This window comes from Acidovorax sp. K2F (genome assembly GCF_025246485.1).
Taxonomy (GTDB): Bacteria; Pseudomonadota; Gammaproteobacteria; order Burkholderiales; family Burkholderiaceae_C; genus Acidovorax; species Acidovorax delafieldii.
The window spans coordinates 41624-68560 of sequence record NZ_JAOBSQ010000009.1 but is presented as its reverse complement, the minus strand read 5'-3'; the positions used below and the strand labels follow the sequence as shown (position 1 = coordinate 68560).

Here is a 26937-nt window from a genome sequence, read left to right as displayed (position 1 = left end):
GGCTGTCTCCTTCAAATGCCGAGCTGCTTGGCAGCCAGGTCTTTCATGATTTCTTCTGCGCCGCCGCCGATCATCATGACCTTGACCTCGCGGTAGATGCGCTCGCTGACGGTGCCGCGCATGAAGCCCATGCCGCCCAGGATCTGCACGGCCTGGTCGGCGCAGAACTGCATGGTTTGGGTGGCGTGGTTCTTGAGCAGGCACACCTGAACAACCCAAGCACTGTCTGCCCCCACGCTTCCCTGCTGCGCATGGGTCGCTGCCCCCCAAGGGGGCTGATGCGGCTTGGGGCGGCCCGGCGCTGCATCGCCCGCGCGCCCCGCATCGGCCTGCGCGGCCACGAACTCGCACCACGCGGCGGTGGACTGGATGCGCATCTGCATGTCCACCAGCTTGTGGCGGATGACCTGGTGCTCCACCAGCGCGGCGCCAAAGGTCTTGCGCTGGCGGGCCCAGGCCAGGGCTTCGTCGTAGCAGGCCTCGGCAAAGCCCAGGGCCGACGCGGCCAGGCCAAAACGCTCACCGTTGAAGTTGGCCATGATGATGCGAAAGCCCGCGCCCTCTTCGCCTAGCAGGTAGCGGACGGGCACGCGCACGTTGTCAAAACGCAGGTGGGCGGTGTCGGAGCAGAGCCAGCCCATCTTGTCGAGCTTGCTGCGCGACAGGCCTGCGCTGTGGCCGGGGATGAGCAGCATCGATATGCCGCCACTGCCCTTGCTGCCAGCGTCGCCAGTGCGCACAGCCACCGTGATCCAGTCCGCGCGCATGCCGGAGGTGATGAACACCTTTTCGCCGTTGACGAGGTACTCATCGCCCTCGCGCCGCGCAGTGGTCTTGAGTTGGGCCACGTCGGACCCGCCCCCGGGTTCGGTAATCGCCAGTGCGGCAATCTGCTCGCCCGCCAGCACCGGTGGAATGACCTCAGCACGCACAGCGTCGCTGCCATGGGCCAGCACCGGCGGCAGGCCGATGTTGTGCGACAGCAGGCTGGCCAGCACGCCGCCGCTGGCGCCGTGGCGGCTGAGCGCGCGCCACAGTGGCAGGCGAAGCAGGTAGCTGGCGGGCGTGCCGCCGTACTGCTCTGGGTAGCCCAGGCCCAGCAGGCCCAGGTCGGCCGCGCGGCGGTACAGGCTGCGGGGGAACTCACCGGCAGCATCCCACGCGTCGACATGCGGCGCGATCTCGGTACGGGCAAAACGGGTGACGGTGTCGGTGAGGGCAGTGCGGTCTTCGTTGCTCACAGGGGTCGCGTCGGACGTGGCGGTCATGCGGGCGCTCCTTGCGTGGCAGGTGCAAAGCGGGCCAGCACCTGGCCGGGCGACACCTGCTGGCCGGGGGCCACCAGCAGCTCGGCCACGGTGGCGGCGGCGGGGCTGGCCAGGCTGTGTTCGAGCTTCATGGATTCGATGACCACCACGGTGTCGCCCGCCGACAGCGCCTGGCCTGCGGCCACAGGCAGTGCCACCACCTTGCCGTTGAAGGGAGCGCGCAACTCCATCGCACCGCCCGCCGCACCCGCGCGCGCGGCGGGTTCCCATGAGGCGTCCTCCACCCAGCCATCCACACCACCGGTTTGCCAGTGCCAGCGCCGGGGGCCTACCGCCACGCAGTGCACACCGCGCTGGGGCAGTTGCAAAGTCACAGGCTCTGCCCCGGCCTGTTCCACCAGCAGCCGCCCGCCGCCCAGCTCGCGCACGGCGATGGAGTGCACCTCGCCCAGGTGGCGCAGCCGCAGGGGCCTGGCCATGGCACAAGGCAGGTCCGACGTCGGATTTGAAGCAAAAATGGCCGATAGCGCCGAAGGAATATGCACTGACAGCTCACTATTTGATAGCAACCGCTGCAACTCCTGGGCATGCTCCGCCAAGAACGGCACCAGCGCTTGGCCGCTGGCAAACACGGGGTGCTGCAGGCAGGCCGCCAGAAACGCGCGGTTGGTGGGCAGGCCCAGCACGCGGGTGCCCTGCAGCGCGCGGACCAGCGCGGCGATGGCCTCCGCCCGCGTGGGCGCGTGCACGATGAGCTTGCCCAGCATGGCGTCGTAGTGAGGCGTGACCTCTGCCCCCTCCTCCAGCGCGTGGTCAAAGCGCAGCGCGCCCGGCGCAGCCCGTTCAAACGCGGTGGCCGGTGGTGCGCTGAACTGCAGCACGCGGCCGGTGTGGGGGCGGAAGTGCGCGTCTTCGGCACACAGGCGCACTTCGACGGCGTGGCCTTGCAGATGCACCTCATCTTGCGTGAGCGGCAGCGGCTCGCCCCGAGCCATGCGGATTTGCCATTCCACCAGGTCCAGCCCCGTGAGCGCTTCGGTCACCGGGTGCTCCACCTGCAGGCGGGTGTTCATCTCCATCAAGAAGAATTCAGCCCCATCCAGAAGGAATTCCACCGTGCCCGCACCCACATAGCCAGCGGCCTGTGCCAGCGCCACGGCGCAGGCACCCATGCGCTCGCGCAGCGCTGCGTCCACGGCGGGGCTGGGGGACTCTTCGATGATCTTCTGGTGGCGGCGCTGTACCGAGCAATCGCGCTCGCCCAGGTGGATGCATGCGCCGTGAGCGTCGGCAAAGATCTGCACCTCCACATGGCGCGGCTGCAGCAGTGCGCGTTCGATGAGCAGGTCGCTACAGCCAAAACCCGCCAGCGCCTCCGACCGTGCGCTGGCCAGTGCAGCGGGCAACTGCGCCAGGTCGGTGACCAGGCGCATGCCACGCCCTCCCCCACCCGCTACGGCCTTGACCATGATAGGCGTTCCGATGCGCGCAGCCTCGGCGGCAAAGCGTTCGTCGCTCTGGTCGTCGCCCGCATAGCCGGGCAGGCAGGGCACGTCCTGCGACTGGGCCAACGCCTTGGCCCCGGCCTTGCTGCCCAGCGCGCGGATGGCGCCGGGCGGCGGGCCGATCCAGGTCAGGCCCGCATCGACCACGGCCTGGGCGAAGTCGGCGTTCTCGCTGAGGAAGCCATAGCCGGGGTGCACGGCATCGGCGCCGGTGGCTCGCGCTACGGCCAGCAGCTTGTCGATGCGCAGGTAGGTGTCCGCGCTGGCTGCGCCGCCCAGCGCGACGGCCTGAGTGGCTTCGCGCACATGCAGGGCGTTGGCATCGGGGTCGGAATAGACCGCGACCGTTTCGATGCCCACGCGGTGGGCGGTGTGGATGATGCGGCGGGCGATCTCTGATCGATTCGCTACGAGTATCTTTTTCATGGCTTCGCACTCCAGGGCGGCGCCTTGCGTGCCGCAAACGCAGCCAGACCTTGCGGCGCCTCGGACCCGCGCAGCGCCTGCGCAAAGGCGATGGCGGCCTCATCCAGCAGCGCAGGCAACGGCGTCTCGGGCTGTGCCAGCAACAAACGTTTGGTAGCGGCCACGGCCTGCGGCGCAGCGACGGCATGGCGTCCGATGGCGGCTTGCATAGCAGCCTCCATGTCGCCACTCACCACCTCATCGACCAGCCCCGCGATTTGAGCTTTCGCGGCATCCCAGCGCTCGCCCGTCAGCAGACAACGCCGCGCAGCAGACGGGCCAAGGCGCCGCACCACAAAGGGCGCGATCTGCGCAGGCACGATGCCCAGCGTTACCTCGGGCGTGGCGAACTGCGCGCTTGTGTGGGCCAGCACATGGTCGGCACAGCAAACGAGCCCAAAGCCGCCCCCCATCGCCGCGCCCTCCACCGCCACGATGAGCCACTGCGGCAGCGCACACAGGGCCTGCAGCAGCGCGCCAAAGCGGCGGTTCAGGGGCACCAGCGGGTCGGCTTCGCCGGCAGCCAGGGGCTGGCCAATGGTCTTGGCAAAGCCGCCCAGGCTGCCACCCGCGCAAAAGTGGCTGCCCGCGCCGCGCAGCACCACGCCTCGCAGGTCGGCATCGGTTGCAGCCCGCTCACACGCGGCTATCAAACCGTCAACCACCGCCTCGGACAGCGCATTGCGGCTGGCCGGGTCGTTGAGCGTCCAGGTTTCCACACAGCCGCTGGCCAGCGGCGCGCGGTCGATCAACAGCGAATCGGCCATGTCAGTGCACGGGCCGCTTGGCGATGCCCATGAGCTTGGACAGGATGCCGAGCATTACCTCGTCGGCCCCGCCGCCGATGGACGCCAGCCGCCCGTCGCGGTACATGCGCGAGACCTTGTTCTCCAGCGTGTAGCCCATGCCGCCCCAGAACTGCAGGCAGGTGTCGGGCACCTCGCGGTTCAGGCGGCCAGCCTTGAGCTTGGCCATGCTGGCCAGCTCCAGCACGTCCTGCCCGTTCACGTACAGGTCGCAGGCGCGGTAGGTGAGTGCGCGCAGGGCCTCGACCTCGGTCTTGAGCTCGGCCAGCTTGAACTGCACCCACTGCTGGTCGGCCAGCGTGGCGCCAAACAACTTGCGCTCCTGCGCGTAGTCGATAGTCCACTGGATGCAGTGGTTCAGCGATTCAAGCGTGCTGGCGGCGCACCACAGGCGCTCTTCCTGGAACTGCTGCATCTGGTAGATAAAGCCCTGCCCTTCAGCGCCGATGCGGTAGCGCTGCGGCACGCGCACCTCGTCAAAGTAGATCAGGCCGGTGTCGCTGCTGTGCATGCCAATCTTGCGGATCTTTTTCGACACCTCAATGCCCTTGGTGAGCTTGCCGCCGGGGCCGTCGCGCATGGGCACCATCACCAGGCTCTTGTTCTTGTGCACCGGGCCTTCGCCCGTGTTGACCAGCATGCACATCCAGTCGGCCTGCAGGCTGTTGGTGATCCACATCTTCTGGCCGGTGATCACGTAGTCGTCGCCGTCCTTGCGGGCCACGCTTTTGATGCCGGATACGTCGCTGCCCGCCGCAGGCTCGCTCACGCCGATGCAGCCCACCATGTCGCCCGCAATCGCAGGGGCCAGAAACTGGCGCTTGAGTTCTTCGCTGCCGTAGCGCGCCAGCGCCGGGGTGCACATGTCGGTCTGCACACCAATGGCCATGGGCACGCCGCCACAGTGGATGTGGCCCAGCGCCTCGGCCATGGCCAAGCTGTAGGAGTAGTCCAGCCCTGCGCCGCCATATTCCTCGGGCTTGCACAGGCCCAACAGGCCCAGGTTGCCCATCTTCTTGAAGACCTCGTGCGCGGGGAAGATCTCGGCCGCCTCCCACTCGTCCACATGGGGGTTGATCTCTTCGTCGATGAAGCGCTTGAGGGTCTTCTGGATCTCGCGGTGCTCGTGTGTGAACTGCATGGTGCTTGTCTCCTGCTGTTGCGTTTGTACGTTTGTATGCCTGCAAACCTCGATCACGAAAGCTGAAATTGCCCCAGCGGCTGGGGCCGCCCGTTGAGCACCAGCTCCACTTGGTGCGCGCCGGGGTAGTGGGTGCGTGTGGTCATCTGCTGCAGCGACAGCGTCTTGCCCACCGCCACGGTGGCGCCGGGTGCGATGTCCAGCGTCTGCAGCTTGAACACCTTGGGCGCCGCACCGCCGTGGGCCTTGACGTAGTGCACCTTCAGGTCCGCCAGCACGCGCTGGGGCTGGGGTGTGGGGTTGTGCAGTTCGACCTCGATGCGCACCTTGTCGCCGATGCGTGCGCGGGCGGGCAGCACGCGCGCGGCCCGCACATCCAGCGCCACGGCATGGCCCACGCCCAGGGCATCGAGCGCAGCGGCGTCGCCGCGTTTGATGAGAAAGCGCAGGCCGTGGCGCACCAGGGCTTCACGCGGTGCGGGTGCACCCTGCAGCCAGGTGCGGGCGGTGCCTACGGCGAGGTCGGGGTGGTCCTTGGCGATGTCGCCCAGGTGGTTGGCCACAGAGCGACGCACGTAGGACGACGGGTCGTCCTTGAGCGCATCGAGCAGCGGCAGGGCCAGTTGCGGGTTGTTCTGGAATGCAGGCAAACGCGGCGCCCAGGGCAGGCGGGGCCGCGTGCCTTCGCTCACCAGGCGGCGCACATGGGCGTTGTCGTCCTGCGCCCAGTCGCGCAGCCGCGCGAGCGTGGCGCCCTGGTGGTGCAGCAGGTAGGGGCGGATGCTGAACTCGGCCGTAAAGCGCTGGGTCAACGCGTACTGCGCGGCCATGGCCGCCTCGAAATGCGGCAGGCCGTGTGTGCCGATGTAGATGCTGTGGGGCAGGTACAGGAAGGCGCTGTAAGGGCGGTCACCCGCGTCGGGCTCGCCAGCGGCATCGAGGCCCATGGGTGGGTCCATGGAGTCGACCAGCACACCCAGCGCGCGCGGCACGTCTTGCGGCAGGTGGGCCTGCAGGGCCTGGGCGATGCGCTGGCCGCGTGCCATCAGCTCCAGCGATTCGTAGCCGGGCTGTACCTGCTGCAGAAAAGCGGTGGTGTCGAACTTGCGCCACGCGCGCCGCACCATGGCCGCGATGCGCGGGGGCACGGTGTCGTTCAGCAGGTATTTGAGAGGCTCGGCCATCGCGAAGGTTGCGTGCGAAGCGCCTACATCCGCGCCACACCAAAGCTCAGGGGCCGCAGCGTGCGTGCCTGGGCCTCTGTGCAGGTGTCTAGGCAAAAGGCCAGCACGGCCCGCGTGTCGCGCGGGTCGATCACGCCGTCGTCCAGCAGCAGGCCGCTGGTGTAGAACGCATCGGCCTGGGCCTCGAACATGGCGACGATCTTGTCGAACTGGGCCTGCGATTCGGCCGGGTCGGGCGTGATGCCTTTGCGCGCGAGCGCCGCCTCGGTCACGATCTGCATGGTGCGCGCAGCCTGCTCGCCACCCATCACGGCGGTCTTGGCCCCGGGCCAGCTGAACAGGAAGCGCGGCGCATAGCCGCGCCCGCACATGCCATAGTTGCCCGCGCCAAAGCTCGCGCCGCACTGGATGGTGATCTGCGGCACGGTGGCGTTGGTCACGGCCTGGATCATCTTGCTGCCGTGCTTGATCATGCCGCCCTGCTCGCTGTCCTTGCCCACCATGTAGCCCGTGGTGTTCTGCAGGTAGATGATGGGGTGGCCCAGCTGGCACATCCAGTGAATGAAGTGCGTGGCCTTGTTGGCGCCTGCCACGTCGATGGGGCCGTTGTTGCTGATGAAGCCCACGGCATGGCCCTGGATGTGGCCCTGCGCGCACAGGGTTGCCATGCCGTAGCGGGACTTGAATTCGAGCAGCTCTGAGCCGTCCACGAGCCGCGCCATCACCTCGCGCATGTCCATGGGCTGGCGCAGGTCGGCGGACATCAGGGACAGCAGGTCGTCTGATGGCAAGGTGGGCCCAGGTGCATTGATGCGCGAGGGTACGTTCCACCCCAGCTGCGCCACCACATCGCGCGCCAGGCCAATGGCCTCGCGGTCGTCCTGCGCCAGGTATTCGCCCAGGCCCGAGACGGCGGTGTGCATCTCGGCACCGCCCAGTTCCTCTTCCGTCGCAATCTCGCCCGTCGCAGCCATGAGCAGCGGAGGTCCGGCCAGAAAGGCGCGCGAGCGGCCCTGCACCATGATGACCACGTCCGACAGCCCCGGCATATAGGCGCCGCCTGCGGTGCCCGAGCCGTGCTGCACGGTGATGACCGGAATGCCCGCCGCCGACAGCCGCGCGAGATTGCGAAACAGTGTGCCGCCGTGCACGAAGCCCTCCACCCGGTAGCGCATGAGGTTGGCACCCGCGCTCTCCACCAGGTGGATGAACGGCAAGCGGTTTTGCAGCGCGATCTCCTGCACACGCAAGATCTTTTCCAGGCCCATGGGCTGGATGGCACCGGCTTCGATGCCCGAATCGCTGGCCACCACCATGCAGCGCACGCCGCTGACAAAGCCGATGCCGGCGACCATGCCGCCACCGGGCACGGACTTCTCAGGGTCTTTCACATCCTGCAGATAGCCCGCCAGCGTGCACAGCGGCAGCCAGGGCGCACCAGCATCCAGCAACAGCGCCACCCGCTGGCGCGGCAGCAGCTGGCCGCGTTTTTCAAACTGGGGGAGCGAGCGGGCCGAGGCGGCGGCGGCACGCTCTTCCAACGCGCGCAGGGCATGAAGGCGGACCTGCAGCGCCGCGCGGCGCTGCGTGGCCTCGGCGCCGCCTGGGTTGAATCGGGAAGCGAAGACGGCAGTCATGCGGCCTCGGTCTTGGGGGGATAGGAAGGTGCAAACACCTGGGGCACCTGCGCGCGGTGAAAGCCGTCAAACGGCCGCACGGCCGGGTGTGCTGCGGCAGTGGCACCAGGCGGGCGCTGCGGCCAGCCCATGCGCACCTGGGGCCGCGCGCCGTCAACCCGCAACGTGGTGCCGCTGATGAAGCTGGCTGCCGGGCTGAGCAAAAAGGTGATGGCCGCCGACACCTCGGCCTCGTTGCCAAAGCGCCCAAGCGGCACCGTGCGCGGCATGGCACGCAGCATGTCTGCCGCCTCGGGCGGGTAGTTGTCCATGCCGCTGGAGGCGATGTAGCCCGGCGCCACGGCGTTCACGCGCACACCGCTGTGCGCCCATTCCAGCGCTGCCGTTTCCGTCAAGCTGACCATCCCCGCGCGCGCTGCACCGCTGTGCCCCATGCCCGGCATGGAGCCCCACATGTCGGCCACGATGTTGACGATGGAGCCGCCGTGCTGCGCCATCCACTGCCGGTAGCACTCGCGCGCCATCAGAAAGCCGCCGGTGAGGTTAGTGTTCAGCACCGCCTCCCAGCCCTTGGCGCTGATGGATTCAAGCGGCGACATGAACTGCCCGCCCGCGTTGTTGACCAGCGCATCGATGTGGCCCTGCGCAGCAAGGATCTGCTGCACCAGCGCGACCACACCTTCTTCGGAGCGGATGTCGCACACCTGGCACGACACGTGGCCGCCATCGGCGGTGATCTCTTCGGCCACGGCCAGCAACTTTTCAGGCTTGCGCCCCACCAGCACCACATGCGCCCCCAGGTGCGCCAGTTCGTGTGCCGTACACCGGCCAATGCCCGAGCCGCCGCCGGTGACCACTACCACCTGGCCCTGAAACAGGCCCGGAGCAAACACAGACTGGTAGGCGTTGCGCGCGGTGGGGACCATGGTGACTCTGCCTTGATGGGGTGGTTTGTTATGAGCGGATGAACAAGGCCAACGCCTCGTCGGTGAGCGCGTCGAGCGACTTGCCCTTTTTGGGCGAGAACCACTGCACCGCCCAGTTGAGCGCCCCAAAGATGAACAGCCGCGCCACACCCGGCTCGGCCTGCAGCGCGCCCTGCTGTGCCAGCGCTTCCAGCACGGGCATCCAGGTGGCCTCGTAGCTGTCCTTGATGCGGGCAATGCCCTTGCGCTGCGCAGGCGTGAGCGAACGCCATTCGTACAACATCACCGGGATGAAGCTGCTGCGGGGCCCGAGCAGGATCTCAAAGTGGTGGCGAATGAGCGTGTGCAATTGCTCGCGCGGTGTGGCCGTGGCGGGCAGTGCATCGAGTGCCTGCTGCTGGCTTTGTGTGGCCATGGTCATGCCCTCGCTCATCACGGCATAGAGCAGCGCGCTTTTGCTTTCGAAGTGGTAGAAGGGCGAGCCGCTGTGCATGCCCGCCGCCGCTGCAATGTCGCGCGTGCTGGTGGCGGCAAAGCCCTGGGTGCGAAAGAGCTTGGCCGCGCCGTCCATGAGCTTGCGGCGGCGGTTGCCGTCGTCGAGTTCTTCGGCGGTTTTGCGGGGGCGGCCGCGGGGGCGACGGGTGGGGGTTGCCTCTGCAGCGGCTGCGTTGGCGTCGGAGGAAGCTGCGGCCTTGCTGCGAGTGCGGGCCGGGGGTTTCTTGGGAGCGGGGGCGATGGCGCTGGTGCGCGGCACGGGTGAATCCATGCAGGCACGATAGCAAAACTGTTTATTTTTAGCAAGCAAGTGCTTTGTAAAAATAGATAGCTTGTCAGATCGCGATTGCTACGGGTGCTTTTTGAGGTGAAACGCCGGTATTCACTGCCTGATTTGCTGTTCATTTGGAAGCAGATCGCATGCCTATGCTAAGGACGGAGGCCGGGAGTCGCCCGGCAGGCGAGTAACTTTCTTTCGCGTCGCCGAAAGAAAGTCACCAAAGAAAGGGCGCCCCTACTGTCTGCGACCCCTTCGCTGCGCTTCGGGGCAACCTGGGGTGCTCGGTCACGGGGTGCACCGCAGAACTCGCTGCGCGCCTGCGGCGCTCCGCTCGAACAACTGCGGTGAGTCAGATCACTCAGCATGCGCGCTCCGACGCGCATGCCACCCCGCGCCCTGCGCGCCCCAGGCGCATACAGAAGGGAACCCACCGGGATCGGACATCCATTCGGGCCATCGCTGCGCTCGGCCCCATCTCGCGGGCGCAAGCGCCACGCGCTGCGCAGGCGCGGCCGAGCGAAGCAAAGGCCCGTGGGGGTGTCCGGCTGTTGGATGTTCGGCTGCCCAACCCCCTGCTGGCTGCGCCTGCGGCGGGGCGGTTGCGGGGTGAGCATGGGCGTCGAAGCGCCCATGCCTCGCGAACTGACTCGCCGTGGATGTCCGAGCGGCGCTGCGCAGCAGCAAAGCGAGTTCCACGGCGCACCCCGCAACCGCCCCGCCGCAGGTTTGCCCCTTCGCACCGCGAAGGGGTCGCAGACTGGGGGTCGCCTTTTCTTTGGTGACTTTCTTTTGGCGAAGCAAAAGAAAGTTACTCGCACGCCGGGCGACTCCCGGCTCCCGCACTCCACACGGGCATGCAGTAGCCACCGCCAAAACAAGCTTCGGTAGGCTCAACCCGAACGGATGGGGCGAGAACGAGCTATAAAAACAATAGCTGCCAGCGCTTTATATACAAGCGCCAGCAGCCCAAAATGCCTCAGAACTAGCGAATCAAACCGCGCTGAAATCAGGCTTTCTCTTCTCCATAAAAGCCGAGAACGCCTCCCGCGCCGCAGGCTCACGCAACATGCGCCCAAAGCTCTCGCCCTCTTCCGCCATCACCTCCAGCACCTTCGCCGTCTGCCCGCCCTTCATCAACCGCTTGGTTTCGATGAGCGACGACAACGGCTTGGCCGCCAGCTTCTTGGCCTGCGCCTGTGCGACGCCATTGCACTCGGTGGGCGGCACCACACGATTCACCAGCCCCACTTCCAACGCGGCCTCGGCCATGAAAGGCTCGCCCAACAACAAGGCTTCCGCAGCGCGGTGATACCCCAGCATCTGCGGCACCAGCAGGCTCGACGCCGCCTCGGGACACAGGCCCAAATTCACGAACGGCATGGAGAACGCCGCGTTATCGCCCGCATAGACCAGGTCGCAATGGAACAGCATCGTCGTGCCGATGCCCACGGCCGGGCCACACACCGAGGCAATCACGGGCTTGGGGAAGGTGGCGATGCCGCGCAGAAAACGGAACACGGGCGAGTCCTGCGTGGCGGGCGGCTGCTGCAGAAAGTCGCCGATATCGTTGCCCGCGCTGAAGATCGCCACGTCGCCCTGGAACACCACCACACGCACGCTGGCATCGGCCTTGGCGGCGTCGAGCGCATCCGCCATGGCGGCATACATGTCACGCGTGATGGAGTTCTTCTTGTCCACGCGGTTGAAGGTGATGGTGGTCACACCGGCTTCGGAGTGAACCAGGATGTCTTGGGTGGCTTCTGTCATGGTGGTGAGAATTCCGGGTCTGAAGGTTGGGGACGAAAGAAATGATGCACGGTGGCGCAGAGCAACTGCGCCCGCGCACTATTCCTTGTAGTAAACAATCTGGTGACTGGTGGCCAGCATGGTGCCAGCCTCGTTCCACAGCTGCACGGTCTGGTCAAAGAAACCGTTGCGGAACTCCTGCCCGCGCGCCTGGCCGAGCAGGAAGCCCGTGCCCGTGGCCTGCAGCTGCTCTGCCGTGGCGTGGAAGTACACGGTGATCGACACCGTGCCCGCAGGCACCTGGCGCGCACGGCGCAGCCACACGCGGGGGAAGAACACATCAGCCAATGCGGACAGCGCCACGAAGTCGATCGGCCGCGGTGGTGTGTCGCGCATCCACAGCTGGGTCAGGCTGTGGTCGCCGCTGCCGTCCCAGGTGCGCGGGATGAAGCCAGCGATGGGGCGCATCTCATAGCGATTGAGCCATTCCACAGCGCCCAAGGGGGCAACGATGGCCTTTTGCTCTGCGGGGGGTGGCACCTGCGGCATGGGCACATCGCCCACGCTCCAGGTCTCGCGGCGCACGGCCGTGACGGCGGTGGCGGTGGTGGTGACCACCTGCGCGCCGTCGGCACCGGCCTGCAGGATCGACAGCGTCCAGTGCTGGGTGGAACGATTGGTGCGAACAGGAGTTGCCTGCACCGTGAACGCACCAGCGGTCAAAGCGCCCGCATAGTTGACAGTGAGCGACAGCGGATCGCCCAGCCGGTCGGGGTGCTGCAAGATGGCCTGCAGCAGCGTGGCAGCGGTGATGCCGCCAAACGGGCCGACCATGTTCCAGTAGCCGGGGTGGGTCTGCCCTTCGTACTGGCCCGTCGCAGCGGACGAAGCCGTCAGTTGCAGCGCCTCGTCCAGCGGGTGGGTAGCGGAGGACGAAGACGCAGACGAAGAAGTGGATGAAGAGGAAGTCATGCTGCAAGTGTGCCGCGAAACGACCGCTCAGGCCGTCGTACCGGAGACTTCGCCGTGGGGCATTCCGCCGCCACCCAGGGCGGCCAGCGCAGCCGCTGCGCGCGGCCACAGGCTTTGGCGGAACTGGTCGCGAAAGAAACCAAAGTGCCCAATGCGCCGCACCTGCAGGTCGGCCGGTGTGATGCTCTCCACGCGGCGCTCGGTGTTGGCGTACAGGTTCACCAGGTTGTGCGTGCCACGCAAGGTCATCAGCTCGTCGTCCGCCATCGACAGCGCCAGCACCGGGAACCGCACCGCGCCATAACTCTGCGCCACCGCAGGCCCCTCAGCCCCCACGCTGTAAGCGGGGTCCAGACACCAGCGCCGCCACTGCAGGATCACCCCCGCAGGCAGATCGCCCACCTTCTTGAGCGTGCGCCCCGGGAAGTACCCGCACAGCCGCGTGGCCAGCGGCACCAACACCCACCAGAAATACGGAACGATGCGCTTGAGCTGCGGCGCGTTGTCACGCCAGTAGCCGCTGCCTGCGGCCACGCTGAGCAGGCCCGCCACCTGCTCGGGCTTTTTCAGCAAGCCCGGCAACTGCGCGCCCAGGCTGTGGCCCAGCAAATACAGCGGCTGCGACGGCAGCGCGGCCTTGGCGGCAGAAATCACCGCCTCGTAGTCCTGCGCCCAATCAAACAGATCCGCCTTCACATCGCGCATGGCGCCCTGCAGCGAATCGCCGTGGCCTCGGTAGTCAAACGTGGTGACCCGAAACCCCTGCTGCGCCATCCACAGCGCAAAGGCCTCGTAAAACGACTGTCGCACCCCCATCGCGCCGCCGATGACAACGCTGGCGCGTGGCGCGCCCTCAGGTTCATAGACACGCAGCGCCAAAGACACCGCCCCGTTGACCTGCAAGGTTTGCTTGTTCATGTCTGTCTCCTTGTGTCGAAACCGATCTGCGTCGGCTTGAATGGAAAACACAACGGGCTGGTCTCGTACCCCAGCTTTCACACCCCGTCCTCCAGGGCGTAGCGAGCGGGATCAGCTGCTAGGCGGACGGAGCGCAGGAACCGGAACGTACTTGCCTAGTACGTGAGGATTCCGAGCACCGCCCAACGACGCAGATGACCCGCGCAGTAGCCAGCTAACTCACAAAGCTTCGATGATGCCGGCGGCGCCTTGGCCGGTCCCTACGCACATCGTGACCATGCCGTACTTCAGCTTGTGCCGACGCAGCGCATGCACCACCGTAGCCGCCCGAATCGCACCGGTCGCGCCCAACGGATGCCCCAGCGCAATGGCGCCGCCCATAGGGTTCACGTTCGCAGGGTTCAGGCCCAGCGTATTGATCACCGCCAGCGACTGGGCCGCAAACGCCTCGTTCAGCTCATACCAGCCAATGTCATCGCTCTTGAGACCCGCATAACGCAGGGCCGCAGGAATCGCTTCGATAGGACCAATGCCCATGATCTCTGGCGGCACGCCACGCGCGGCGTAGCTCACAAAACGCGCCAGGGGCGTCAGGCCAAACTGCTTGACGGCCTTTTCGCTGGCCACGATGAGCGCACCCGCGCCATCGCTGGTCTGCGAGCTGTTGCCCGCCGTGACGCTGCCGCGCGCCGCAAACACGGGCTTGAGCTTGGCCAGGCCTTCCAGGGACGTGTCGGGGCGAGGGCCTTCGTCCAGGCTCACGGTGCGGCGCTTTTCCAACACTTCGCCGGTAGCGAGGTTGGGCGAACGCTCCACGATCTCGAAGGGCGTGATTTCGTCGCTGAACTCACCGGCCTTTTGCGCCTTGATGGCGCGCAGGTGGGATTCGAGGGCGAACGCGTCTTGCGCTTCGCGGCTCACCTTCCACTGCTGGGCCACCTTTTCGGCGGTCAGGCCCATGCCGTAGGCGATGCCCACGTTTTCGTCCTTGGCAAAAATCTCGGCGTTGAACGAGGGCTTGTTGCCGCCCATGGGCACCAGGCTCATGGACTCGGCGCCGCCGGCGATCAGCACGTCGGCCTCGCCCACGCGGATGCGGTCGGCGGCCATCTGCAGCGCGGTGATGCCCGATGCGCAAAAGCGGTTCACCGTCACGCCGCCCACGGGGTGGTCGAACGCCAGGCCCACGGCGATGCGGGCCATGTTCATGCCCTGCTCGCCTTCAGGGAAAGAGCAGCCGATGATGGCGTCTTCAATCGCCTTGGGGTCCAGCGTGGGCACCTGCAGCATGGCGCTCTTGATGGCGGCGACCAGCAGGTCGTCGGGGCGGGTGTTCTTGAAATAGCCGCGGCCCGAGCGCCCGATGGGCGTGCGCGTGGCGGCGACGATGTAGGCGTCCTGGACTTGTTTTTGAGCCATGGTGAAACTCCTTCAATTCTTGGGGGGGCGGCTGGAAGGAACCCAGGCCCACGTAAATACACATTCGACCGGCTCCACACCGGCTTCGTCGGTCACGGTGACTTTCACCTGCACCTCGCCCTTGTCGCTGGCCAACATGACGGCGCGCTGCTCGGCGGTGAGCGTGGCCACGGCTTTGAGGCCGCCAGTGGCGCGCTTCTTGAACGCCATGCTCAGCTCCTTGGCCAGCGGCAGGCAGTCGTCGCGCACGTTCATGCCCACGGCCATGCCGGTGGCCGTTTCAGCCAGCAGGTTCATGGCCGAGGCGTGCACACCACCAATGTGGTTTTGCACACGGTGCTCGTTGGCAAGATGCACTTCGACCCGCTCAGGCGTGAGCGACACGAACTTCACCCCGGCCGTGCCGGTAAAGGGCACAGCCCGGCGCAGGATGATGTTCTGCACGAACCCGCGCATGAAGGCGGGGGCCTCGTCCAGGCGCATCAGCGAGCGCTGCAATTTGTTGGGGGCGTGTTCGCTCATGTCGGTCTACCGGTTATCCATCGACGTCCGGATCAGTTGCGAACCGGCTTGCCGGTGGACAACATGCCCAGGATGCGCTCATGCGTCTTGGGCTGGGCGATCAGGTGGCAGAACACCTTGCGCTCCAGCGTGAGCAGGTATTCCTCGCTCACCATCGAGCCAGCATCCACATCCCCGCCACAGACCACCTCGGCGATCATGGCGCCGATCTTGAAGTCGTAGGCGCTGATGAAGCCGCCGTCGCGCATGTTCACCAGCTGTGCCTTGATGGTGGCCAGACCGCTGCGGCCGGCCACGGGGAACAGGCGCTTGTGCGGCGCACGCCAGCCGCTCGCGGCCATGGACTTGGCTTCGTTGATGGCCACGAACAACAGCTCATCCTTGTGGGGCACGATCACGTCGCTGTCCAGCAGGTAACCCAGCTTGCGCGACTCCAGCGCGCTGGCGCCCACCTTGGCCATGGCGGCGGCGGTGAAGCCTTCGGTCAGGAAAGGCAGGATGTCCTTGGATGTGGAAGCTGCCATGTTCTCGGCCGCGCGGCGGGCGATGTAGGTCAGGCCGCCCGCGCCGGGCACCAGGCCCACGCCCACTTCGACCAGGCCGATGTAGCTTTCCATGTGGGCCACGCGCTTGGCCGAATACACGGCCAGCTCACAGCCACCGCCCAGCGCCATGCCGTGGATGGCTGCGACGACAGGCACCTGCGCATAGCGGATGCGCATCATCAGGTTTTGCAGCTCCTGCTCGATGCTTTCCACCGCATCGGCGCCGCCGACCATGAAGGCGGGCATCGTGGCTTCCAGGTCCGCACCCACGCTGAAAGGCGCGTCGCCGGACCAGATGACCATGCCTTGGTACTCAGACTCGGCCAGTTCCAGCGCTTCCATCAGCGCTTCCATCACTTCGGGGCTGATGGCGTGCATCTTGTTCTTGATGCTGGCGATGAGTACTTGGCCGTCCAGCGTCCAGGTGCGCAGCGCCTTCGATTCAGCAATCGTGGTGCCAGCGGTGCGCCAGTCGGGCAGGCTGGTTTCGCCCAACAGGGCCTCGGGGAAGATCTGGCGCTCGTACACGGGCAACTGGCGGCGGGGCACAAACTTGTTCTGCGATGCACTCCACGAACCTTGCGCGGTGTGCACGCCACCGGCGTCGGCCACGGGGCCCTTGAAGACCCACTCGGGCAGCGGTGCCTTGCACAGCGCTTTGCCAGCGTCGATGTCTTCCTGGATCATCTTCGCGACTTCGAGCCAACCGGCTTCCTGCCACAGCTCGAAGGGACCCTGCTTCATGCCGAAGCCCCAGCGCATGGCCTGGTCCACGTCGCGGGCGTTGTCGGCGATGGTGCCCAGGTGCACGGCAGCGTAGTGGAAGCTGTTGCGCAGGATGGCCCAGAGGAACTGGCCGGGCGCGCCTTCGGCGTTGCGCAGCAGGCGCAGGCGCTCGGCAGCGGGCTTCTTGAGCATGCGCGCGTACACCTCGTCGGCCTTCTGGCCGGCGGGCACGTACTCTTCGCTTTCCAGCTCGAAGCGCATCACATTACGGCCGACCTTCTTGAAGAAACCGGCCTTGGTCTTCTGCCCCAGGTTGCCCAGCTCCAGCAGCTTTTTCAGCACGGCAGGCGTGCCAAAGCTTTCGTAGAAGGGGTCGGTCTCAATGCTCAGGTTGTCCTGCAGCGTCTTGATCACGTGGGCCATGGTGTCCAGACCCACCACGTCGGCGGTGCGGAAGGTGCCGCTGGATGCACGGCCGAGCTTCTTGCCCGTGAGGTCGTCCACCACGTCATAGGTCAGGCCGAAGTTCTCGACTTCCTTCATCGTGGCCAGCATGCCGGCGATACCCACGCGGTTGGCCACGAAGTTGGGCGTGTCGTGCGCGCGCACCACGCCCTTACCCAGGCCGCTGGTCACAAAGGCTTCGAGCTGGTCCAGCACTTCGGGCTGGGTGGTGGGCGTGTTGATCAGCTCCACCAGCGTCATGTAGCGCGGGGGGTTGAAGAAGTGGATGCCGCAGAAACGGGGCTTGATGCTCTCGGGCAGCACTTCGGACAGCTTGGTGATCGACAGGCCCGAGGTGTTGGACGCCAGGATGGCGTGCTTGGCCACGTGGGGAGCGATCTTGGTGTAGAGGTCGAGCTTCCAATCCATGCGCTCGGCAATGGCCTCGATCACGAGGTCGCATTCCTTGAGCAGGTGCATGTGCTCTTCATAGTTGGCCTGCTGGATCAGCGCCGCGTCGTCGGCCACGCCCAGGGGCGAGGGCTTGAGCTTTTTCAGGCCTTCGACGGCCTTGGTGACGATGCCGTTCTTGGGGCCTTCCTTGGCAGGCAGGTCGAACAGCACCACGGGCACCTTCACGTTGACGAGGTGGGCGGCAATCTGCGCGCCCATCACGCCTGCGCCGAGTACGGCGACTTTTTTCACTTGGAATCGGGACATGGGTTGGGTTCCTGGTTGGGGCGTTGCGCAACACCGCAAGGGGCGCGCAAGGCCACGGGAATGGGGTTTACTGGACGCGGATCCAGGTTTGCGTGCGGCCGAACGGGCCGATCGAGCCGCGCACTTCGAGCTTCTTGCCGCCCTCGACGGGAGTCATGCGCAGGGTGTAGTTGCGGCCGTTCTCAGGGTCGAGAATCTTGCCGCCCTCCCACACCTCTTTGCCGTCGGCCTTTTTGGCGCCACGGATGATCTCCAGCCCGAGAATGGGCTTGCCCCTGCGGTCGTCCGAGCATTCGTCGCAGACCTCGTCGGGCTTGGCGTCCTTGGACAGGCGCTTTTCCAGCGCTCCGTGCAGCACGCCGCCACCAATGTCGCGGATGCGGATCTCGGCCTTGGCCTCGCCGGTCTTGTCATCGACGTTGCGCCACAGGCCTTCGGGCGTCATCTGCGCCCAGGCCGGCAGCGCACCCGCTACCAAAACAATAGCTGCTACCGCTTTGAACATCTGCGCTCCCTGGCAAAAAGGCTTGAAATCCGCATCCGGCACCGATCAGGCCAGGGCCAGATCGGTGTCCATCAGCACCTTGCTGCCGGCGCGGGCGGTGCGCATCAGCGTGGCGGTTTCGGGGAACAGCTTGGCGAAGTAGAAACGTGCGGTCTGCAGCTTGGCGCCGTAGAACGGGTCGGTGTTGCCGGCTGCGATCTCGCGCAGGGCGACCTGGGCCATGCGGGCGAACAGGTAGCCGAACACCAGGTGGCCGGCCACGCGCAGGTAGTCCACCGCAGCAGCGCCCACTTCGTCGGGGTTTTGCATGCCCTTGAAGCCGATCTCGGTGGTGAACTTGGTCATCTGGTCGCCCAGCATGGCCACGGGGTTGATGAACTCGGCCATGCGCTCGTTCACGCCCTCTTCTTCCACCAGCTGGCCAATCAGCTTGCCCAGCTTTTTCAGCGTGGCACCGTTGTTGCCCAGCACCTTGCGGCCCAGCAGGTCGAGCGACTGGATGGTGTTGGTGCCTTCATAGATCATGTTGATGCGGTTGTCCCGCACGTACTGTTCCATGCCCCATTCCTTGATGAAGCCGTGGCCGCCGAAGACCTGCATGCACGCGTTGGTGCTGATGTGGCCGTTGTCGGTGATGAAGGCCTTGACGATGGGGGTCAGCAGGGCCACGAGTTCTTCGGAATCCTTGCGCACCTTTTCATCGGGGTGGCTGTGCACCTTGTCCAGCAACAGCGTGCAGAAGATCTGCAGCGCGCGGCCACCTTCGGCGTAGGCCTTGGCGGTGAGCAACATCTTGCGCACATCGGGGTGCACGATGATGGGGTCAGCATCCTTGTCCTTGGCCTTGGGGCCGGACAGGCTGCGCGACTGGATGCGGTCCTTGGCATAGGCCAGCGCGTTCTGGTAAGCCACTTCCGTCAGGCCCAGCGACTGGTTGCCCACACCCAGGCGGGCGGCGTTCATCATCACGAACATGGCAGCAAGGCCCTTGTTGGGCTGGCCCACCATGGTGCCGATGGCGCCGTCCAGTGCGATCTGCGCGGTGGCGTTGCCGTGGATGCCCATCTTGTGCTCCAGGCCCGTGCAGAAGATCGGGTTGCGCTCGCCCAGCGAGCCGTCGGCATTCACGTTGAACTTGGGCACCACAAACAGGCTGATGCCCTTGCTGCCCTTGGGCGCATCGGGCAGGCGGGCCAGCACCAGGTGAACGATGTTGGCGGCCATGTCGTGCTCGCCGGCGCTGATGAAGATCTTGTTGCCGGTGATCTTGTAGGTGCCGTCAGGCAGAGGCTCGGCCTTGGTGCGCATCAGGCCCAGGTCGGTACCGCAGTGGGGTTCGGTCAGGCACATGGTGCCGGTCCATTCGCCGCTGGTCAGCTTGGGCAGGTACAGGGCCTTCTGGGCGTCGGTGCCATGGGCGTGCAGGGCTTCGTAGGCGCCGTGCGACAGGCCGGGGTACATCGTCCAGGCCTGGTTGGCCGAGTTCAGCATCTCGTACAGGCACTGGTTCAGCACGAAGGGCAGGCCCTGGCCGCCGTAGGTGGGGTCGCAGCTCAGCGCCGCCCAGCCACCCTCGACGTACTTGGCATAGGCGTCCTTGAAGCCGGTGGGGGTCTTCACTTCGTGCGTGGTCTTGTTCAGCACGCAGCCTTCGGTGTCGCCGCTGATGTTGAGCGGGAAGGCGACTTCGGCAGCAAACTTGCCGGCCTCTTCGATCACGGCATTGATGGTGTCCACATCCACTTCGGCGTGGGGTGGCATCGCCTTGAATTCATCACTGACCTTGAGCACTTCGTGCATGACGAATTGCATGTCGCGCAGGGGCGGCGTATAGGTAGGCATGGGTTTACTCCTTGGATGTGGTGGTTTGGTTGGAAACTTTGCGGCGCGCCACTGTGGGTGCCTTGGCTGCCGCTGTCGGCGCGCTGTAACGCGCCAGAATGTTGTGAAAGCCCACGACAGCCCGGTCGATGGAGCCCGGGGTCTGCAGGAACCGCGCCTCGTAGTGCAGCGCGAGGATCAGGCCGTGGATCTCGAAGAGCATCTGCTCTTCCTTGGTGTCGGCACGCAGTTCGCCCAGTTCCTTGCACTGCTCGATGGCGCGGCGCATGGCGGCATGCCAGGTCAGCACCGAACTGGCCAGCGCATCGCGCACGGGGCCGGTACGGTCATCGAACTCGACCGCGCCGCTGATGTAAATGCAGCCCGAGTCGATTTCGATGGAGGTGCGCTTCATCCAGTTGTCGAACAGCGCCGACAAACGCGCCACGCCACGGGGGGCGGACATGGCGGGGTAGAACACTTCCTGCTCGAAGCGGGTGTGGTATTCGCGGATGACGGAGATCTGCAGCTCTTCGCGGGAGCCAAAGTGGGCGAAAACGCCCGACTTGCTCATGCCGGTGACGTCTGCCAGCGCCCCGATGGACAGGCCTTCCAGCCCGATGTGCGTGGCCAGGCCCAGCGCGGCCTCGACGATGGCCGCCTTGGTCTGCTGGCCTTTTTGCAAGGCACGGCCAGTACCACTGCGAGCGCGCGGGATGCGGGTGACCTGGCGGGATTCGGGGATGGAGGACATGGGCACGAATAAAAACGAACGTTCGTTCTATTCTGCAGCAAATTCCCTGCAGCCCCCAAGCCCCCGGAAAAAATAGGGAGACCCATCCAAACCACCCGTTGCAGCCGCGCCACCCCCGCCGTGATGCGCCGCCTCAACAGCGCGGACCGCTACAACATCAGCGCAAGGCTGGCTTCCAGGTGCTCGGTGGGCAGGCGCCGAAACCCCGAGCGGGCGTAGCACTGCAGGCGCCCGACCACAAAGGCCGTCAACACGCTGGCCGCCACCTGGGCATCGACTGTGGGCGTGCTGGATGCGGCGGTGCTAGCACGCAGACACTGGCGCAGGGTGGATTCGATGCGGTCAAAGAACTGGTTCATGCGCTGCTGCAAGCGCTCGTGCTCGAACACCAGTGCGTCGCCCACCATGACCCGCACCATGCCCGGGTTGCGCTCGCCAAACTGCAGCACCAGCGCCACGATGCGCGCCGCCTGGCGAGCGCCCACGTCGGCAGGCTGTGTGGGGTCATGCACGTCGCGCCCCGTGATCTGCTGCACCAGTGTGAACACCGACTGCTCGATGAAATCAATCAAGCCCTCGAACATTTGCGCCTTGCTGGCGAAATGACGGTACAGCGCCGCCTCGCTGACCGACAGGCGCGCGGCCAGTGCGGCAGTGGTGATGCGCTCGGCCCCAGGCTGCTCCAGCATGGCGGCCAGGGCCTGCAGGATCTGGACGCGCCGTTCCCCGGGCTTGGGCCGCTTGCGTGCAGCCGCAACATCACCCGCTTCGGCGGTACTGGCAGGCTCGGGGAGGGGCGAGATTTCAGACATGCAGGACAGGGACTCCGGTGGGGCCCTGCTCCCGGTGCGCATGCCACTGGGCATGGTCGGATCACGGCAGGGCGTGGATCACGATGTCACATCTTGCCGCAGCCAGGAGGGGCCGGGCCGCCACCTGTTTGCACAAGTCAATCGTGTGTGGAAATGATTCTCGCACAGGCCCCTTGTCGGTCCGAACGGCCCGGGGACCCCGCACGACTACAGCGGAAACACCACCGTCACCAGCAGCCCGCGCCCCTGGGGGCCCGTGCCCAGCGTCAGTGCGGCACGGTGTACCCGGGCAATCTCGTCCGCAATGGCCAGGCCCAGGCCCGTGCCCTCGCCTCCCGCGCCGGGCACGCGGTAGAACCGCTGCAACACGCGGGTACGCTCAGACTCCGGCACGCCAGGGCCGTCGTCCTCCACCTCCACGTAGGGCCGGGGCGGGCCAGCGCGCCCCTGGCGCAGTCCGCAGCGGATGGTCACCACACCCCCCGCAGGTGTGTATTTGATGGCGTTGTCCACCAGGTTGGACAGCAGCTCGCGCAGCAGCCAGCCATGGCCTGTCACATGCACCAGCTGGACATCGAGCCCGAGGTCCAGGCCCTTGCCGGTGGCTGCGTCCAAAAATGTTTCCAGCAGCGACTCGCACAGATCCTTGAGATCCACCCGCTGCGGCGGCTGCGCGTCCAGGCTGCGGGCGTCCGCGCGAGACAACGCCAGCAGCTGGTGCGCCAGCTGAGAGGTGCGGCGCGTGGCGTTGCGCAGCTTCTCGATCTGATCAACTCCCAAAACAATAGCACCTTGTGCACGATCTTCATGCGCTAGCGGCATTTTTCGGTCGAAATCCGGGAATGACGTGCGTGGCGGCGCTGCCGCCTTGGCCATCATGGCCCAGGCCTCCACCTGGGCCTGCAAGCCCGCCAGCGGCGTGCGCAACTGGTGCGCCGCGTCGGCCACAAAACGCCGCTGTCCTTCGGCCTGTGCGTTGACCAGCGCAAACAGGCGGTTGAGCGAGTGCACCAGGGGCCGCACCTCGTCGGGCGAGGCGGCCTCGTCGATGGGACTGAGATCGCGGGGAGAGCGGCGCTCCACCGCCTCCGCAAGCCCCACCAGGGGTTTGAAGGCCTGCCGCACCGCCCAATGGATCGCAAAACCCGCGGCAATCAGCAATACGAGGTTGGGCAACAACACCCTCAGGAGCAGTTGCTGCGCCCATTTCTGGCGGGGGTCCGACCCGTCGGCCAGGGCCACGACCAGCTCGCCCGCCCCCGTGCGCCCGCGCTGTGCCGCCACCCGGTACGTCACCCCGCCGAACTCCACGCTGTGGAACTCCGGGGCCTGTGTGGTGGGCACGGCGCCGTGTACCCAGCCCTCTCCGAGCAACAGGCGCCCCGAGGTATCGCGCACGCTATAGGCCGCAAAGCCCGCGTTCTGGCGCAAAAACTCTTCGATGGGCGGCGCCAGCAGCAGCAGCGGTGGGTCGTTGTCGTGGATGGGCGGCGCCAGCACAGAATCGGCCAGCGCGGGCAGCAGCCGCACCAGACGCTGGTCGTGCTGGCCAGCGGCCTCATCGGCCGACCGGTAGTCCAGCCAGACCCCCGCCAGCACCAGCACACACAGGGGCAGTACCAGCATCAGCAGCAGCCGGGTGCGCAAGTCCGATGTCATGGCGCGCAGGCCGGGCCGCCGGGAAGAGTTTTTCCAAAGCATGGCGAGGCGGCGAACTGGGCGCGGAAAATTCCTGCTCAGGTTGCCTGCAGTTCAAGCCGGTAGCCAAAGCCCCGTATGGACCGCAGCGCCACACCGTGGGGTTCCAGCTTGCCCCGCAGGCGCGAGACATACACCTCCACCGCGTTGGGGGTGATCTCCTTGTCCCACCCGGTCAGTGCCTGCAGCAGCTTGTCTTTGCTAGCAGGCTTGGGGGCGTTGATGAGCAGGTATTCGAGCACCGTCCACTCGCGCGGGCCCAGTTCGATGACCTGCTCGCCAGCCGGTGTGCGCATGCTGGCCCGGCGCCCGGCCGTGTCCAGCTCCAGCGGGCCAAAACTCAGCACGGCCGTGGTCGCGGCCTGGGAACGGCGCAACAGCGCACGCAGGCGCGCCAGCAGCTCGGGCAGCTCGAACGGCTTGACCATGTAGTCATCCGCCCCCAGATCCAGCCCCTGCACCCGGTCATGCAGCGCGTCACGCGCCGTCAGGATCAAAACTGGCATCGCGGGGCTTGCCATGTCTGGGCGGCGCAGGCGGCGTGTCAGTTCCAGGCCGTCCATAGCGGGCAGCCCGATGTCGATGATGGCTGCATCAAACGACTCGGCGCGCAGCACCTCTTCGGCCCGCTCGCCACTGCCCACCCAGTCCACCGCATAACCCGCATCGGTAAGCCCCAGCTTGATGCCGCTGGCCACCATCACATCGTCTTCGACCAACAGCAGACGCATGGAGACCTCACGCGGAGTCAGTGAGACCGGATCATGGTGCCGTAGGCCTGGTCAGTCAGGATCTCCAGCAGCATGGCATGGGGCACACGCCCGTCAATGATGTGCACCGCATTTACACCCGCCTTGGCGGCATCCAGCGCACCGGCAATCTTGGGCAGCATGCCGCCCGAGATGGTGCCGTCGGCAAACAGCTCGTCGATGCGGCGGGCTGTCAGGTCGGTCAACAGGTTGCCAGCCTTGTCGAGCACACCGGGGGTGTTGGTCAGCAGCATCAGCTTTTCAGCCTGCAACACCGTGGCCAGTTTGCTGGCCACCACATCCGCATTGATGTTGTAGCTTTCGTTGTTCTCGCCAAAGCCAATCGGGCTGATGACGGGAATGAACGCATCGTCTTGCAGCGCCTTCACCACGCTGGGGTCGATGGAAACGATGTCACCCACCTGGCCCACGTCGTGTTCGATGGTGGGATCCTTGCTGTCCACCATCTTGAGCTTTTGTGCGCGAATCATGCCGCCGTCACGGCCGGTCAAGCCCACGGCCTTGCCACCGGCTTGGTTGATCAGTCCCACGATGTCCTGCTGCACCTCGCCAGCCAGCACCCATTCGACCACTTCCATGGTCTCGGCATCGGTCACTCGCATGCCCTGGATGAACTCGCCCTTCTTGCCCAGTCGGTTGAGCGCGGTTTCGATTTGCGGGCCGCCACCGTGCACCACGACCGGGTTCATGCCCACCAGCTTGAGCAGCACCACGTCCTCGGCAAAGTCGGCCTGCAGGGCCGGGTCCGTCATGGCGTTGCCGCCGTACTTGATCACCATGGTCTTGCCATGGAACTTGCGGATGTAAGGCAGCGCCTGGGCCAGGATTTCAGCCTTGTCGCGTGGGGCAATCGAAAGAAGGTCGGTCATGGGGGCGTGCCATCCGGAGAAAACTGTGAGGCGCAAATTGTGCCGCATTCGCCAGGCGCGCGAACACAAGAAGGCTTCAGTGGCGCAGCCAGTTCGGCACTTTGAACCGCACGATGGCCAGATAGGCCATGACATAGCTGACCACAAAAAGCCCGCAAAACGCCATGAGCAGGGGCGTGTTGTTCCAGAACAGCACTGCAGGCACCACCGTCAGAAGCGTAAAACCCCACAGATAGGGCGACGTACGGTTGTTGCGCATCAGCACCCGGCGGGACTCATCATCGTGAAACACCCCACGAACAATGCGGCGGTAGATGAGCTGGTGAAAATGCAGCGCATCGGCCACGCCCGGTGAAACGCCCCGCACCGCCTTGCGGTAAATGGAGAAAATCGTCTCCCACACCGGGTAGATCAGCAGAAGCATCGGGAACCAAGGAGATACGTCCGCATTGCGCTGCACCAGCGAGATGCTGGCCATGGCAATCACCACACCCCACACATAGGCCCCGCCATCACCGGCAAACAGCATGCCGCGCGGGTAGTTCCAGACCAAAAAACCGCCTGTGGCTGCAGCAGTGGATACCAGCAGCGCAGCCAGCGCCCGGTCACCCACCTGCAGCGCCACGTGCGCCAAGGCGAGGCACACGATCAAGGCAACCATTCCAGCCAGCCCGTTGTAGCCGTCGATGATATTGAAGGCATGGGGCAGGCCTGCGACTGCAAGCACGACTATGGCGATGCCAAGCCAGGGGGCAGCAACCAGGACAGCATCAAGCCAGGGCCAGCCCAGGCGTGGCAGATTGATACCCAAAAGCCATACCGCCAATGCGCCAGATGCCCCGGTCAAAGTGAGGCGGTAACGCACTGAAAGGCGCTGGGTAAGGTCTTCCGCAATGCCGCCGATCACTGCAGGAAGCACGACCACCAGCCAGCCCGCCACCCAAAAGTCGAGCCGGAGGGAGCCTGGGTCGCCCCAATAGACGGACTGCAGTACGCCCAACGCCCACCCTACGGACGTACCCATCACTAACGCTGCGCCACCCAATCGAGGAACATGTCCGAGGTGAAAGCGCTGGGGCATCGAATCGCTGTACACCGCCGCATGCTCCCGCCCCCATCTCACAATGAGCCCTGCAGCCAGTGCCGCAACCAAAAAACCGACCACAGACAACCAAATCATGAGGCGCTGATGGTACTGTTGTTGGCTGACGCCGAGGTTAGCAACTGTTGCGCCTTGGCATAAACCGGCGAACGCCACAAGCGCAACAGGCTCCTGATATGCCAGCTCAGGTGCCTCCGACTGCGGGCACTGGCACGCTGCCCAATATGAATGACACGGATGGGCGCCCTGACAAGCCGCAATCCGCGCAACCGCAAGCGCAGACAAAGGTCCACATCCTCGCAGTACATGAAATAGCTCTCATCAAAACCATTTAACGAACGCCAGACTACCGACGGCAACACCAAGCAGGCAGCATTGACCCAATCCACCCGAGTCTCCTTGCGCTTGAGAAGCCTGCGACGCAACAGCGCCAACGGGGAAGGGAGCTCGCGTTCACTGGCCTGCACCCGGCCCGCCGGATCTATCTGAACAGGGTAGCTGGCCCCGACGTCCGTTGATTCGCAGGCCGCCACCAGCGCCTTGAAGGGGTCCTCGGCCCCCACCAACACCACGTCAGGGTTGAGAACGCATACAAAGGCCTCGGAGGCCCCCGCCAACGCCCGGTTGTGGTTGGCGCCAAAACCCCGAGGCGTCTCATTAACCACCTGCAACAATTGAAAGGGCCACCCTCCTACGGGCGGTGTGGGCTCAGGCTCTGGCAAGTTATGGGTCAGGACCACTCGGGAGACTGACGCCACAGAAAGCTCGGCCAGTTGCAAAAGCAATCCCTGCACCATGTCACCGTGTCCATGACTGACCACTGAGACCACCAAATTGCGCGGGGATAAAGACTGAACGGCTGGCATTGCCCTCTATTGTCCACTGCT

General features: G+C 65.7%; 23 protein-coding genes. All 23 read right to left on the bottom strand.

The features are described from left to right. Positions 1-11: 11 nt before the first annotated feature. On the bottom strand, positions 12-1268 hold the full coding sequence (locus tag N4G42_RS03855; RefSeq protein WP_260666234.1) for an acyl-CoA dehydrogenase family protein: 1257 nt from the start codon (positions 1266-1268) through the stop codon (positions 12-14). Beyond that, entirely contained in the window at positions 1265-3199 is a 1935-nt protein-coding gene (locus tag N4G42_RS03850) for an acetyl/propionyl/methylcrotonyl-CoA carboxylase subunit alpha (RefSeq protein ID WP_260666233.1), read from the bottom strand. Before N4G42_RS03850 ends, N4G42_RS03855 begins: the two co-directional genes overlap by 4 nt. Continuing rightward, positions 3196-4005, bottom strand: coding sequence for an enoyl-CoA hydratase/isomerase family protein (locus tag N4G42_RS03845; RefSeq protein ID WP_260666232.1), 810 nt, complete (start codon positions 4003-4005; stop codon positions 3196-3198). The genes N4G42_RS03850 and N4G42_RS03845 overlap by 4 nt, the downstream gene beginning before the upstream one ends. Before the next feature lies 1 nt (position 4006). Continuing rightward, positions 4007-5185, bottom strand: coding sequence for an acyl-CoA dehydrogenase family protein (locus N4G42_RS03840; protein WP_260666231.1), 1179 nt, complete (start codon positions 5183-5185; stop codon positions 4007-4009). A 53-nt stretch (positions 5186-5238) separates the two neighbouring features. After that, positions 5239-6369, bottom strand: coding sequence for a DNA alkylation repair protein (locus N4G42_RS03835; protein WP_260666230.1), 1131 nt, complete (start codon positions 6367-6369; stop codon positions 5239-5241). Between the two features lie 23 nt (positions 6370-6392). Next, on the bottom strand, positions 6393-8006 hold the full coding sequence (locus N4G42_RS03830; protein ID WP_260666229.1) for an acyl-CoA carboxylase subunit beta: 1614 nt from the start codon (positions 8004-8006) through the stop codon (positions 6393-6395). Then, the gene (locus N4G42_RS03825; RefSeq protein WP_260666228.1) at positions 8003-8932 is read right to left on the bottom strand and encodes an SDR family oxidoreductase; all 930 of its coding nucleotides are present in this window, start codon (positions 8930-8932) and stop codon (positions 8003-8005) included. Before N4G42_RS03825 ends, N4G42_RS03830 begins: the two co-directional genes overlap by 4 nt. Positions 8933-8960: 28 nt before the next feature. After that, on the bottom strand, positions 8961-9698 hold the full coding sequence (locus N4G42_RS03820) for a TetR/AcrR family transcriptional regulator (RefSeq protein ID WP_260666227.1): 738 nt from the start codon (positions 9696-9698) through the stop codon (positions 8961-8963). Positions 9699-10697: 999 nt separating this feature from the next. Continuing rightward, the gene (locus N4G42_RS03815) at positions 10698-11474 is read right to left on the bottom strand and encodes an enoyl-CoA hydratase (protein WP_099731277.1); all 777 of its coding nucleotides are present in this window, start codon (positions 11472-11474) and stop codon (positions 10698-10700) included. A 78-nt stretch (positions 11475-11552) separates the two neighbouring features. Further along, on the bottom strand, positions 11553-12425 hold the full coding sequence (locus N4G42_RS03810) for an acyl-CoA thioesterase (RefSeq protein WP_218298862.1): 873 nt from the start codon (positions 12423-12425) through the stop codon (positions 11553-11555). Between the two features lie 27 nt (positions 12426-12452). Beyond that, entirely contained in the window at positions 12453-13343 is an 891-nt protein-coding gene (locus N4G42_RS03805) for an alpha/beta fold hydrolase (RefSeq protein WP_121941939.1), read from the bottom strand. Positions 13344-13562: 219 nt separating this feature from the next. Then, complete coding sequence (locus N4G42_RS03800) at positions 13563-14762, bottom strand: acetyl-CoA C-acyltransferase (RefSeq protein WP_260666226.1); 1200 nt, start codon at positions 14760-14762, stop codon at positions 13563-13565. A 12-nt stretch (positions 14763-14774) separates the two neighbouring features. Next, positions 14775-15284, bottom strand: coding sequence for a DUF4442 domain-containing protein (locus tag N4G42_RS03795; protein WP_260666225.1), 510 nt, complete (start codon positions 15282-15284; stop codon positions 14775-14777). Positions 15285-15316: 32 nt separating this feature from the next. Further along, positions 15317-17719, bottom strand: a complete 2403-nt coding sequence (locus N4G42_RS03790) for a 3-hydroxyacyl-CoA dehydrogenase/enoyl-CoA hydratase family protein (protein WP_260666224.1) — start codon at positions 17717-17719, stop codon at positions 15317-15319. 67 nt (positions 17720-17786) lie between these two features. Continuing rightward, positions 17787-18224, bottom strand: coding sequence for a DUF2147 domain-containing protein (locus N4G42_RS03785; protein WP_260666223.1), 438 nt, complete (start codon positions 18222-18224; stop codon positions 17787-17789). A gap of 45 nt (positions 18225-18269) precedes the next feature. Further along, positions 18270-20066, bottom strand: coding sequence for an acyl-CoA dehydrogenase C-terminal domain-containing protein (locus tag N4G42_RS03780; protein WP_116748879.1), 1797 nt, complete (start codon positions 20064-20066; stop codon positions 18270-18272). Positions 20067-20070: 4 nt separating this feature from the next. Beyond that, the gene (locus tag N4G42_RS03775; RefSeq protein WP_099731283.1) at positions 20071-20799 is read right to left on the bottom strand and encodes a TetR/AcrR family transcriptional regulator; all 729 of its coding nucleotides are present in this window, start codon (positions 20797-20799) and stop codon (positions 20071-20073) included. Between the two features lie 149 nt (positions 20800-20948). Continuing rightward, the gene (gene slmA, locus N4G42_RS03770) at positions 20949-21611 is read right to left on the bottom strand and encodes a nucleoid occlusion factor SlmA (protein ID WP_260666222.1); all 663 of its coding nucleotides are present in this window, start codon (positions 21609-21611) and stop codon (positions 20949-20951) included. A gap of 207 nt (positions 21612-21818) precedes the next feature. Further along, the gene (locus N4G42_RS03765; protein ID WP_260666317.1) at positions 21819-23270 is read right to left on the bottom strand and encodes a sensor histidine kinase; all 1452 of its coding nucleotides are present in this window, start codon (positions 23268-23270) and stop codon (positions 21819-21821) included. A 77-nt stretch (positions 23271-23347) separates the two neighbouring features. Further along, complete coding sequence (locus tag N4G42_RS03760; RefSeq protein ID WP_056059420.1) at positions 23348-24040, bottom strand: response regulator transcription factor; 693 nt, start codon at positions 24038-24040, stop codon at positions 23348-23350. Positions 24041-24057: 17 nt separating this feature from the next. Next, positions 24058-24948, bottom strand: coding sequence for an acetylglutamate kinase (gene argB, locus N4G42_RS03755; protein WP_056059422.1), 891 nt, complete (start codon positions 24946-24948; stop codon positions 24058-24060). Positions 24949-25024: 76 nt separating this feature from the next. Then, on the bottom strand, positions 25025-26128 hold the full coding sequence (locus N4G42_RS03750) for a glycosyltransferase family 4 protein (protein ID WP_056059425.1): 1104 nt from the start codon (positions 26126-26128) through the stop codon (positions 25025-25027). Next, positions 26125-26847, bottom strand: a complete 723-nt coding sequence (locus N4G42_RS03745) for a glycosyl transferase (RefSeq protein WP_260666221.1) — start codon at positions 26845-26847, stop codon at positions 26125-26127. The genes N4G42_RS03750 and N4G42_RS03745 overlap by 4 nt, the downstream gene beginning before the upstream one ends. Positions 26848-26937 lie beyond the last annotated feature (90 nt).